The sequence below is a fragment of the Tsukamurella serpentis genome (genome assembly GCF_054780975.1).
Map to the genome: position 1 here is coordinate 298,798 of NZ_BAAGVH010000003.1, position 11,119 is coordinate 309,916.

Consider the following 11,119-nt stretch of genomic DNA (forward strand, 5'->3'; position numbering starts at 1 on the left):
GGCGCGGGCGCAGGCCGCCGTCAGCGGTAGTTGACGAACTGGACCGCGATGTCGAGGTCGGCGTTCTTGAGCAGCGCCTGCACGGCCTGCAGATCGTCGCGCGACTTGCTGGACACGCGCAGCTCCTCGCCCTGGATCTGGGCCTTCACCGACTTGGGGCCCTCATCACGGATCAGCTTGCTGATCTTCTTGGCGTTCTCACTGGTGATGCCCTCGACGAGGGTGCCGGTGATCTTGTACGTCTTGCCCGAGGCCACCGGATCGCCGGCGTCGAAGGCCTTGAGTGAGAGGCCGCGCTTGATCAGCTTCTCCTGGAACACCTCGAGGCCGGCCTTGGCCCGCTCCTCGGCGTCGGAGGTGATGACGATCTTGTCCTCGCCGGAGGCCTCGACGGTGGTGTTGGTGCCCCGGAAGTCGTAGCGCTGACTGAGCTCCTTCGAAGCCTGGTTCAGGGCGTTGGCGACCTCCTGGCGATCGATCTTGCTCACCACGTCGAACGACGAATCAGCCATCTTCTGCTGTACTCCTTAAACTGCTGACCTGCGGGTTTGCGTCGCCCCCGTAGGGGCGTTGTACTCTTTCATCCGCTGCCTTCACGGGCGGCGAAGGCACGTTGCCCGAGCGGCCAATGGGAGCGGACTGTAAATCCGTCGGCTATGCCTACGTAGGTTCGAATCCTACACGTGCCACCAGCTGCGGCCCCCGGTGATCTGATCGTCGGGGGCCGCAGCGATAAGGGACTGACCTGCGGATTTGGTTGAACTGATCCGCGGTGTATAGTCTCGTTGAGGCTCTTGGAGCGCCGGAAACGGTGCCCCGGGAACACGCCCCCTTAGCTCAGTCGGCAGAGCGTTTCCATGGTAAGGAAAAGGTCGACGGTTCGATTCCGTCAGGGGGCTCGCTAGACCAGTGCAATGTGCTGATAGCTCAGGGCGGTGTAGCTCAGCTGGTTAGAGCGCACGACTCATAATCGTGAGGTCGGGGGATCGAGCCCCCCCACCGCTACAACTGACTCCAGATCGTGAAAGAGGAACCGTCGTGGCTTCATCGACAGATGTTCGCCCCAAGATCACCTTGGCGTGCGAGGTGTGCAAGCACCGGAACTACATCACCAAGAAGAACCGGCGCAATGATCCCGATCGCCTCGAGCTGAAGAAGTTCTGCCCGAACTGCGGATCGCATCAGGCGCACCGAGAGTCGCGCTGACCTCAGAAGGCTTACACCAGGGGAGGGTATCCGTAACGGATGCCCTCCCTTTTGGCATACTGCCCCTCAGCCCCATTCACGTTAGGTAGGTCGTGCACGTGAGCAATGACATCGATGTGCCCGGTGGTCCGGTCACCGAGCAGCTCAGCCCCGAGCAGGTCGCAGAGCGCACGCGCGCCGCGGTCGGCTACAACTACGAGTACTCCGACAAGTACTTCGTCAGCCGCGAGAAGGTCCGGGAGTTCGCCGCGGCGAGCCAGCTGACCGATCCGATCCATCACGATCTGGAGGCCGCGAAGGCCGCCGGATACGCGGATCTGGTCGCCCCGCCGATCATGTTCTCGCTGATCGGGATCATCGCGCACCGTCCGCTGTTCGAGAACGCCATCATCGGCTACGGCCGCCGCCCGGTCGTGCAGTCCGAGCAGAAGGTGCAGTTCCACGCGCCGATCCTGGCCGGCATGACGCTGACCACCCACGTGCACTTCGATCAGTTCAAGCAGGCGGCCGGCGTCGACCTGATCGTCACCCGCAACGAGATCTCCGATCAGGACGGCAACGCGCTGATCACCTCCTGGACCACGCTGGCCGGCCGCTCCGGCGAGGGCGAGGATCTCGGCTTCATCAATGCAATGGAAAAGGTGATGATGTATGGCGCTTCGTAAGTTCGACGACGTCGCCGTGGGCGACGAGCTGCCCGCCCGCACGTTCGAGCTGACCCGTGGTGACCTGGTCAACTACGCCGGCGTCACCGGAGACCCGAACCCGATCCACTGGTCCGATCACATCGTGAAGCTGGCCGGCATGGAGGACGTGGTCGCGCAGGGCATGCTCACCATGAGCCTGGGCTCGAACTACATCACGGAGTGGCTCGGCGACCCCGGCGCGCTCAAGGAGTACAGCGTCCGCTTCTCCGCCATGGTGTACGTCCCCGCAGATCAGAAGGCCGAGCTGCTCTACACCGGCAAGATCAAGTCGCTCGATCCGGAGACCAAGACCGGCGTGGTGTTCCTCACCGTCAAGCAGGGTGAGCGCAAGATCTTCGGCAAGCCGATCGCGACGGTCCAGTTCGCCTGACAGGCCGTTTTGAGGTGCGGCACTGATGTGCCGTACACTGAACTGTCCGCACTGATTCCGGGCGTGCTTGAAGCGCGCCCGGAATCGGATGCGGATGCGAGACCGCGAGGTCTTGCAAAGGGGTGTAGCTCAGTTGGTAGAGCAGCGGTCTCCAAAACCGCAGGTCGCAGGTTCGAGTCCTGTCGCCCCTGCATAGGCGGGCCCCGAGCCCGGCTTTGAAATCGGTGGATCTGCGGATCGCCGGAGGATCTGCGGAGGGATTTGCGTGAGCGACGAGCACGACGACGCGACCACCGGCGACACCGCTGGCAAGAGCGCCGCCGAGGACGCCAAGCAGGCCCGCCCCTCCGGAAAGCGGGGGAGTGGCCGTCGAGGCGGTACCGCTCTCGCCGACGCCCCGGAGACCGGTGGAGCCGTCGCCGTCGGTTCCCCGAAGAAGGACGCGGCCAAGACCGGCTCGCGCAATCCGTTCGCGGCGATCTGGCTGTTCATCCGCCAGGTGGTCGCCGAGCTGCGCAAGGTCATCTGGCCCACCCGCAGTCAGATGATCAACTACACGATCATCGTGCTGGTGTTCGTGGTGGTTCTCACCGCGTTCGTCAGCCTGCTGGACCTCGGCTTCGCGAAGCTGATGTTGTGGGGCTTCGGCGACTAGCCGGAGCACCCGAGAAGACGAGACGGAAGGAACTTCGGCGCTGTGAGCACCCCGGAGCACAACGAGGCAGAACAGCACGCCCCTGAGGACGTGCTGGTCGACGACGCTGCCGTGGCGACGGAGGTCGAGCCCGCCGAGGCCACCGCGCCCGAGTCCGACGATCCCGCTGAGGTCGAGGTCGACAGCGCTGCCGCTGAGGATGAGGTCGACAGCGTTGCCGCCGAGGAGGACGAGGTCGATCCGGTCGAGGAGCTCAAGGCGCAGCTGCGCACCGCTCCCGGCGACTGGTACGTCATCCACACCTACGCGGGCTACGAGAACAAGGTCAAGGCCAACCTCGAGACCCGTGTGCAGAACCTCGACGTCGGTGACTACATTTTCCAGGTGGAGGTTCCCACCGAGGAGGTCACCGAGATTAAGAACGGCCAGCAGAAGCGGGTCAACCGCAAGGTGCTGCCGGGCTACATCCTGGTGCGCATGGACCTCAACGACGAGTCCTGGGGCGCGGTGCGCAACACCCCCGGCGTCACCGGTTTCGTGGGCCTGACCAGCAAGCCCTCGCCGCTCACCATGAACGAGGTCGTCAAGTTCCTGCTCCCGGAGAGCGCTCGGACCAAGCCGGCCAAGGACAAGGCCGCCGGTTCCGGCGCCGCCGACGGTGCCGCCGATTCCGGCGCGGCCGTCTCCCAGGGCCCCGCGGTCGAGGTCGACTTCGAGGTCGGCGAGTCGGTCACCGTCATGGACGGTCCGTTCGCCACCCTGCCCGCGTCCATCAGCGAGATCAACGCCGAGCAGCGCAAGCTCAAGGTGCTGGTGTCGATCTTCGGTCGTGAGACGCCCGTCGAGCTGGCCTTCAACCAGGTCGAGAAGATCTCCTAGCGAGATACATGCTTCCCGCGCCGATCACAGGCACGGGGTAAGAAAAAAGGAAACTGAGGATGCCCCCGAAGAAGAAGAAGGTCGCCGGGCTCATCAAGCTCCAGATCCAGGCCGGGCAGGCCAACCCTGCACCGCCCGTGGGTCCCGCGCTTGGTCAGCACGGCGTCAACATCATGGAGTTCTGCAAGGCGTACAACGCCGCGACCGAGTCGCAGCGTGGCAACGTCATCCCGGTCGAGATCACGGTCTACGAGGACCGTTCTTTCGACTTCAAGCTGAAGACTCCTCCGGCTGCCAAGCTGCTGCTCAAGGCAGCCGGTGTGCAGAAGGGCTCGGGAGAGCCGCACAAGACCAAGGTCGCCAAGGTGACCTGGGATCAGGTGCGCGAGATCGCTGAGACCAAGAAGGAAGACCTGAACGCGAACGACATCGATCAGGCCGCGAAGATCATCGCCGGCACTGCTCGCTCGATGGGTATCACCGTCGAGTAAGTCGAGTGTTACCGGGAGGCGCACGCCTCCCGTGGGAGGGCCGGCTCGGCCCGCAGAACCACTCACTGCCCACACGGTGGGCAAGAACGAAAGAGCTAGATACATGAGCAAGAACAGCAAGGCCTACAAGGCCGCTGCCGAGAAGGTCGACAAGGACAAGCTGTACAGCCCGCTCGAGGCTGTCACGCTGGCCAAGGAGACCTCCTCCACCAAGCAGGACGCCACCGTCGAGGTCGCCATGCGCCTCGGTGTCGATCCGCGTAAGGCCGATCAGATGGTGCGCGGCACCGTCAACCTGCCCAACGGCACCGGTAAGACGGCCCGCGTGATCGTGTTCGCCGTCGGCGACAAGGCCGAGGAGGCCAAGGCCGCCGGTGCGGACGAGGTCGGCGCCGAGGACCTGATCGAGAAGATCCAGGGCGGCTGGCTCGAGTTCGACGCCGCGATCGCCACCCCGGACCAGATGGCCAAGGTGGGCCGGATCGCTCGCGTCCTCGGACCGCGCGGCCTGATGCCGAACCCCAAGACCGGTACCGTCACCCCCGACGTGACCAAGGCCGTGGGCGACATCAAGGGCGGCAAGATCAACTTCCGCGTCGACAAGGCCTCGAACCTTCACTTCGTGATCGGTAAGGCCTCCTTCGATGCGAAGCAGCTGGTGGAGAACTACGGCGCCGCGCTGGACGAGATCCTGCGTGCGAAGCCGTCGGCGGCCAAGGGCCGGTACCTGAAGAAGGTCACCGTCTCGACGACCACCGGACCGGGCATCCCGGTGGACCCGCAGCGCGTGAGCAACCTCACCGAGGACGAGGCATAGCCTCGACCCGCTTCAGGGCGACGAAGAACGCGCCCCGGCCGTCCGGCCGGGGCGCGTTCCGTTCATCGGGGTCAGATCAGGCCCATGAGGTAACTGCTCGAATCGGCCGACGCCAGCGCGATGATCAAGGCGACCAGATAGAAGCCGCCGATCAGCACGATCAACACGCTGCTGATGCCGCCGAGGACGGTACCGATCAGGGCGATCGTGTTCTTGTAGCCGCGGTCCTTCGACTTCTTCAGCGCGATCCAGCTGACCACCAGGCCGATCGGACCGCAGCACGCGATCGCGAGGATCAGGCCGACGATGCCCATGGCGTTGTCGGGATCCTGGATCTCGCCGGAAGGGGGCGCCGGGTAGCCCGGATACTGCTGACCGGGGTACGACGGTGTCTGGCCGTACTGCGCGGCACCGTACTGCGCGTTCGGGTCGTAGCCGCCGTACTGCTGACCCGGGTACTGGTTGGGATCGGGCTGCTGCCCGTACGGGTCGTTCGGCGTCGACATAGTGAATTCTCCCCTTGTTAGTCAGAAGCTCTTAGGTCGGGCTCAGACTAACCGACGGTGCTTGTCGAGCGCTGGGCGCAGGCTTGTGATGTGACTCTCCGCGGCCTTCTCGGCGGTGAGCTGCGGCATCCGGATCTGTCAGGGGCGGTGGGTATCCTCGCGCCCATGGACGACGACAAGCTGCTCAGCCGTATCGGAGCGCTGTTGCGGCAGGCGGAGGGCACCGACAACGAACACGAGGCCGCCACGTTCACCGAGGCCGCGCAGCGCCTGGCCACCGCGGCGTCCATCGATCTCGCGGTCGCCCGGGCGCATCAGCGCGGCACCGAGCGCGCCCGCGCCGTCCCGGAGCAGCGCACCGTCCGGATCGGGGAGGCCGGGCGGCGTGGTCTGCGCACGTTCGTCGAGCTGTTCGTCGCCATCGCCCGGTCCAACGACGTCACCTGCGACGTCGCCTCCAACTCCACCTTCGTCTTCGCCTACGGCTTCACCGAGGACGTCGACGCCTGTGAGGCGCTGTACGCCTCGCTGGTGATCCAGATGGTCCGCGCCTCCGATGCCTACCTCCGCTCGGGTGCGCACAAGTCCGAGACGGTGCAGCAGCTCTACGAGGACCGTCGTACCCGGCGTCGCTGGGTGGAGACCAAACCGGTGTCCGGCGTCACCGCGCGGATCAACTTCCAGTCCGCGTTCGCCGCCCGGATCGGCGCCCGGCTGGCGCAGGCCCGCGAAGCGGCCCGCACGCGGGCCACCGATCAGGGGCGCCCCGGCACCGCGGTCGCGCTGCGCGACAAGGAGCTCGAACTGTCGTCGTTCTACCGTGAGCAGTCCTCGGCGCGCGGCCGGTGGCGCGGGTCCAGTGCCTCGGCCGGATACTCCGACGGTGCCCGCCGTGCAGGGGACCGGGCCGGCCGTTCGGCACGTCTGGGCGCGCACACCGAGATCGGCGGCGGCCGGGGTGCGCTGGATCGGGGCGCGTCGTGACCGCAGCGGGCATACTTCGGGGTGGGTGCACCGGTGCGGGCATCAGCCCCGGTGCGGATGTGGTCGATCAGCGTGAGGCGAGGTGCGAATGAGTAATCCGCAGGATCCGTACGGGCAGCAGCCCGATCCGTACGCGCAGGGCGGATACCAGTACCCCTACGGCCAGCAGCAGTACCCGGGGCAGCAGCAGTACCCGGGGCAGCAGCCCGGGTCCGGCCAGTACCCCGGGCAGTATCCGCAATCCGGGCAGCAGCCCGGCCAGTACCCGCCGTACGGCCAGGACCCGGGACAGCACCCGGGCCCGCCGAAGCGGCCCAAGCGCACCGGGTTGTTCCTGGCGATCGGTCTGGCCGCCGCGCTGATCGTGGTCGTCGCCATCGCCGCAGTGGTGCTGGTGGTGCGATCCGCGTCGGGCGATGAGCAGTCCGCCACCCGGACCGGCGCGCAGCCCACCACCGGCAGCACCGGCGGCGATTGCGGTATGCCCGGCACCGGGCTGGCCGCCGAGATCGGCGAACGTGTGACCTCGGGGCCGCTGTCCTTCCCGGTCTCCGCGGCGCCCGGCTGGGAGCCGGAGGGCTACACCGTCTACGCGCAGAGCATCGGCGCCGCCGGACTGCAGAAGTCGATGGGTGACGGCCAGCCCTGGCAGGCCGGAGCGGAGGTGGGGCAGACCAACTTCGGGTCGAAGATCAGCACCCGGGACGCCTCCACCCGGATGATCCAGTGCATCGCCGACGGTGCCGGTTACCGGAGCACCACCAGTCGCAGGGTGGAGCAGGGTGCACCCGAGGCGATCACCGTCGACGGTGTCCCCGCGTCCAAGGTGGTCGGGAAGATCCTGGTCACCGGTCCTCAGTTGACCGTCGCCGGTGACGACGTGACCGTCATCGTGATCGATTCGGCGCCGCAGACCTACGCCATGCTGGTGATCCCGATCGGCCGCGAGGACATGGCCGCCACCGGCCGGGCGATCGTCGAGCAGCTCAAGGTGGCCAAGGACGTCTAGGGACAGCGCCCGCTCCGCGGTCTATCGCGCGGAGGAACTGGTGCACGGACTGTTCGAGCATGCCGGTGCCGGCCGCACCGTCGACGTCTTCGGGGTGCGGTTGACGTTGCCGCCGGAGGCCCGGTTCGCCTCGGTCGATTCGGTGCAGGCCTACGTGGACCGGGTGCTCGGGCCGGCGACGGTGCGGGTGCGCGCCCGCGCCGGTGCGTGCGGAGCGCACTACGAGAGAGTGCCCGAGCCGGTGATCGCCGTCCCGGCCGGGCGCGACGGTGCCTGGGCCCTGCGCGAGTGGGTGATCCTGCACGAGCTCGCGCACCACGTGAGTGCGCGGCACGATCTCGCCGCACCCGCTCACGGACCTGCGTTCACCGGCGCGCTGGTCGAACTCGCGACCCGGGTGATGGGCCCAGCGGCCGGTCTGGCGCTGCGCATCGTCTACACCGAATCCGGCGTCCGGATCGGGTGAGTCGCGGCCCGGCCCCCGCGGCGGACACCGCCCGCAGATTCGGGAGGCCCGGCGATTTGGAGATGCCGCACCGAGCCGGTACTCTCGACCTCTGGAAACCGGTGTCAACCGGATCGTTCCACCGAAGACCGTCGGTCGCCGGGCATCAGCCCGGTCGAAGGTCCGGCCCAGAGCCGGCGACCCACGCAGGAGGACGAGGTTTGGCCGCACGCCCGCGTGCGGAACTCACAGAACCCCGTGCGCCCTGCGCCGGGGTTCTCGTCGTTTCCGGCCCGAACCTTCATCTCGACGGATGACACGTAGAGAGGAGGCGAAGTATGGCAAACGCCGAAAAGGTCGAAGCAGTCGCTGAGATCGCCGAGAAGTTCTCGAACTCGACGGCCACCGTGGTCACCGAGTACCGCGGACTGTCGGTCGGTTCCATCACCGAGCTGCGTCGCTCGCTCGGGGCGGGTACCACCTACTCCGTCGCCAAGAACACCCTGGTCAAGCGCGCTGCGGCGGAAGCCGGCGTCGAGGGCCTGGACGAGCTGTTCTCGGGTCCGACCGCGATCGCCTTCATCGAGGGTGAGCCGGTCGAGGCCGCCAAGGCGATCAAGAAGTTCGCCAAGGACAACAAGGCCCTGGTCATCAAGGGCGGCTACATGGACGGCAAGGCGCTGTCCGTGGCCGAGGTCGAGCGGATCGCCGATCTCGAGTCGCGCGAGGTGCTCCTGGCCAAGCTCGCCGGTGCCATGAAGGGCAACTTGGCGAAGGCCGCAGGCCTGTTCAACGCTCCCGCCTCGCAGGTGGCCCGCCTGGCCGCCGCGCTGCAGGAGAAGAAGGCTGCCGACGAGGCCGCCGCATAAGACCGCTGATCCAGCGAACCCCCGCGGGCGCCGCCCACGGGACCATTTCACCCCTTGCCTCGCGGATCAGCGAGCAAGACGATAGGAAGGACGCCAATCATGGCGAAGCTCACCACCGACGAGCTGCTTGATGCTTTCAAGGAGCTGACCCTGCTCGAGCTCAGCGAGTTCGTGAAGGCTTTCGAGGAGACCTTCGAGGTCACCGCTGCTGCTCCGGTCGCCGTCGCGGCTGCCGGTGCTGCCCCGGCCGCCGGCGGCGACGCCGGTGCCGCTGCTGACCAGGACGAGTTCGACGTCATCCTCGACGGTGCCGGCGACAAGAAGATCCAGGTCATCAAGGTCGTCCGCGAGCTGGTTTCGGGCCTCGGCCTGAAGGAGGCCAAGGACCTCGTCGAGGGCGCCCCGAAGGCGATCCTGGAGAAGGTCGACAAGGAGGCCGCCGAGGCCGCCAAGGCCAAGCTCGAGGAGGCCGGCGCTTCGGTTTCGGTCAAGTAAGACCGACCGCACGTCAGTGCTGTTACGGCCCCGTCGCCCTGTGCGACGGGGCCGTAACCATCTCCTGGGCCACCCGGTACCACCGCTCGGCGCGCCTGGGGTAATGTGCTCGAAGCGGCTGTGGCGTGAGCCACACCCGGATATCCGACGAAAGGCCGAGGGCAGTGGGTGTCGAAGTAACTACCAAGAACCTGACGAAGTCGTTCGGGTCCCAGAACATCTGGTCCGACGTCTCGCTGACCCTGCCCGCGGGCGAGGTCTCGGTTCTGCTCGGCCCGTCCGGTACCGGTAAATCGGTCTTCCTGAAGTCGCTGATCGGCCTGCTCCGCCCGGAGGAGGGCGAGATCATCATCGACGGCACCGACATCCTCACCTGCACCTCGTCGGAGCTGTACGAGATCCGCAAGATGTTCGGTGTGCTGTTCCAGGACGGCGCCCTGTTCGGCTCGATGAACCTCTACGACAACACCGCCTTCCCGCTTCGTGAGCACACGAAGAAGAAGGAGAGCGAGATCCGTCAGATCACGATGGAGAAGCTCGAGATGGTGGGTCTGATCGGCGCGGAGGACAAGCTCCCGGGCGAGATCTCCGGCGGTATGCGCAAGCGCGCCGGCCTGGCTCGCGCCCTGGTGATGGACCCGCAGATCATGCTGGTCGACGAGCCGGACTCCGGCCTCGACCCGGTGCGCACCACCTACACCAGCCAGCTGCTGATGGACATCAATGCGCAGATCGACTGCACCACGCTGATCGTCTCGCACAACATCAACATCGCCCGTACCGTCCCGGACAACATGGGCATGCTCTTCCTCAAGCACCTGGTCATGTTCGGCCCCCGCGAGGTGCTGCTGACCAGTGAGGAGCCGGTGGTCAAGCAGTTCCTGTCCGGTTCCATGATCGGCCCGATCGGCATGTCCGAGGAGAAGGACTCCGCGCAGATGGAGGCGGAGGCGGCGCGTGTCGCGGCCGGCCATTCCGACGGTGGCGTCGACGTCCCGGACGAGATCGCCCCGCAGATGCAGCCGACCCCCGGGATGCCCCCGCGCAAGGGCGAGGCGCGTCGTAAGGCCCGCGTCCGCGAGATCCTGCCGACCCTGCCGCCCGCCGCGCAGCTCGCGATCCGTCGCGACCTCGGTGACGATGTGGACGGCGAGTACGCCACCACCGCCCCGGCGCAGCAGGCGCCCGCCCAGCAGGTCCAGGCGCCGGAGACCCGTCCGGTGGCGGTCGCCGCGCCCGACGGTGCCGGAGCCGCGGAGACGGTCCCCGTCGCCACCGAACAGCAGTACGCCGGTGACGACGCTCCGACCAGCGGTTACCAGGTGACCCGCTCCGCGGCGGACGACAACCCGACCGACCACCTGCCCAAGACCCCCGGCACCTCCGGTACCTACGGCTCCTAGGGCGCTGACCGGCGCCACGAAGCGCACCGCACCGGCACGGGAACCCTCCCGGGGTTCCCGTGCGCTCGCGCACAGCGGGTATTCGAAGGAAATCGGCGGTTTCGCTTGACCTGGGCGCACTTTGCCGTCACAGTTATCGGCAGGACGCGCAGTACCCGGCGTCCGGTGAGCACCAAGTGAGCGCAGTGATCGGCGCCCACGGCCCCGTCCGGCAGCCAGCCGCAGGGCCGAACCGCCGGCCACGGACCGGTCACTGTTCCGTGCTGCGGATGTTCGAACATCG

14 protein-coding genes, 4 tRNA genes and 1 pseudogene are annotated in these 11,119 nt (G+C 67.0%); 17 read left to right on the plus strand and 2 right to left on the minus strand.

Annotation, left to right across the window (positions count from 1 at the left end; genetic code table 11):
* Positions 1–20 precede the first annotated feature (20 nt).
* Positions 21–512, minus strand: coding sequence for a YajQ family cyclic di-GMP-binding protein (locus ACYVHG_RS09635; protein WP_461167226.1), 492 nt, complete (start codon positions 510–512; stop codon positions 21–23).
* Positions 513–607: 95 nt separating this feature from the next.
* On the opposite strand from ACYVHG_RS09635, the gene ACYVHG_RS09640 reads away from it, so the two are divergent.
* The 11 genes from ACYVHG_RS09640 (at position 608) to rplA (ending at position 5,125) form a co-directional block, all read left to right on the plus strand.
* Positions 608–692 (plus strand) — tRNA-Tyr (locus ACYVHG_RS09640).
* Between the two features lie 134 nt (positions 693–826).
* Positions 827–899, plus strand: a tRNA-Thr gene (locus ACYVHG_RS09645).
* A gap of 32 nt (positions 900–931) precedes the next feature.
* A tRNA-Met gene (locus ACYVHG_RS09650) sits at positions 932–1,005 on the plus strand.
* Between the two features lie 33 nt (positions 1,006–1,038).
* On the plus strand, positions 1,039–1,206 hold the full coding sequence (gene rpmG / locus ACYVHG_RS09655; RefSeq protein WP_013125415.1) for a 50S ribosomal protein L33: 168 nt from the start codon (positions 1,039–1,041) through the stop codon (positions 1,204–1,206).
* Between the two features lie 98 nt (positions 1,207–1,304).
* The gene (gene hadA / locus ACYVHG_RS09660) at positions 1,305–1,871 is read left to right on the plus strand and encodes a (3R)-hydroxyacyl-ACP dehydratase subunit HadA (RefSeq protein ID WP_461167227.1); all 567 of its coding nucleotides are present in this window, start codon (positions 1,305–1,307) and stop codon (positions 1,869–1,871) included.
* Positions 1,858–2,283 (plus strand): (3R)-hydroxyacyl-ACP dehydratase subunit HadB, encoded by a 426-nt coding sequence (hadB, locus tag ACYVHG_RS09665; RefSeq protein ID WP_461167228.1) that lies wholly within the window; start codon positions 1,858–1,860, stop codon positions 2,281–2,283. Before hadA ends, hadB begins: the two co-directional genes overlap by 14 nt.
* 118 nt (positions 2,284–2,401) lie before the next feature.
* Positions 2,402–2,474, plus strand: a tRNA-Trp gene (locus ACYVHG_RS09670).
* 74 nt (positions 2,475–2,548) lie between these two features.
* Positions 2,549–2,938 carry a preprotein translocase subunit SecE gene (gene secE, locus ACYVHG_RS09675; protein ID WP_461167229.1) on the plus strand — a complete coding sequence of 130 codons (390 nt, stop codon included), beginning with the start codon at positions 2,549–2,551 and terminating at the stop codon, positions 2,936–2,938.
* A gap of 42 nt (positions 2,939–2,980) precedes the next feature.
* Positions 2,981–3,817, plus strand: coding sequence for a transcription termination/antitermination protein NusG (gene nusG / locus ACYVHG_RS09680; RefSeq protein ID WP_461167230.1), 837 nt, complete (start codon positions 2,981–2,983; stop codon positions 3,815–3,817).
* A gap of 59 nt (positions 3,818–3,876) precedes the next feature.
* Positions 3,877–4,308: a 50S ribosomal protein L11 gene (gene rplK / locus ACYVHG_RS09685; RefSeq protein WP_068523954.1), complete on the plus strand. Its 432-nt coding sequence runs from the start codon at positions 3,877–3,879 to the stop codon at positions 4,306–4,308.
* A gap of 103 nt (positions 4,309–4,411) precedes the next feature.
* Positions 4,412–5,125 (plus strand): 50S ribosomal protein L1, encoded by a 714-nt coding sequence (gene rplA / locus ACYVHG_RS09690; RefSeq protein WP_461167231.1) that lies wholly within the window; start codon positions 4,412–4,414, stop codon positions 5,123–5,125.
* A gap of 71 nt (positions 5,126–5,196) precedes the next feature.
* Here the strand turns inward: rplA and ACYVHG_RS09695 are convergent, their stop codons facing one another.
* Positions 5,197–5,631 carry a hypothetical protein gene (locus ACYVHG_RS09695; protein WP_461167232.1) on the minus strand — a complete coding sequence of 145 codons (435 nt, stop codon included), beginning with the start codon at positions 5,629–5,631 and terminating at the stop codon, positions 5,197–5,199.
* Between the two features lie 165 nt (positions 5,632–5,796).
* On the opposite strand from ACYVHG_RS09695, the gene ACYVHG_RS09700 reads away from it, so the two are divergent.
* From ACYVHG_RS09700 to ACYVHG_RS09725, 6 genes and pseudogenes are all read left to right on the plus strand, one after another.
* On the plus strand, positions 5,797–6,615 hold the full coding sequence (locus ACYVHG_RS09700; RefSeq protein WP_461167233.1) for a DUF2786 domain-containing protein: 819 nt from the start codon (positions 5,797–5,799) through the stop codon (positions 6,613–6,615).
* Positions 6,616–6,703: 88 nt separating this feature from the next.
* Positions 6,704–7,624 carry a hypothetical protein gene (locus ACYVHG_RS09705; RefSeq protein ID WP_461167234.1) on the plus strand — a complete coding sequence of 307 codons (921 nt, stop codon included), beginning with the start codon at positions 6,704–6,706 and terminating at the stop codon, positions 7,622–7,624.
* Positions 7,625–7,634: 10 nt separating this feature from the next.
* Positions 7,635–8,090 (plus strand): annotated as a pseudogene (locus ACYVHG_RS09710) (TIGR04338 family metallohydrolase); the annotation flags it as partial.
* A gap of 317 nt (positions 8,091–8,407) precedes the next feature.
* Entirely contained in the window at positions 8,408–8,938 is a 531-nt protein-coding gene (gene rplJ / locus ACYVHG_RS09715; RefSeq protein WP_461167235.1) for a 50S ribosomal protein L10, read from the plus strand.
* Between the two features lie 99 nt (positions 8,939–9,037).
* Positions 9,038–9,433, plus strand: coding sequence for a 50S ribosomal protein L7/L12 (gene rplL, locus ACYVHG_RS09720; protein ID WP_461167236.1), 396 nt, complete (start codon positions 9,038–9,040; stop codon positions 9,431–9,433).
* Positions 9,434–9,597: 164 nt separating this feature from the next.
* Positions 9,598–10,836 (plus strand): ABC transporter ATP-binding protein, encoded by a 1,239-nt coding sequence (locus ACYVHG_RS09725; RefSeq protein ID WP_461167237.1) that lies wholly within the window; start codon positions 9,598–9,600, stop codon positions 10,834–10,836.
* Positions 10,837–11,119: the final 283 nt, after the last annotated feature.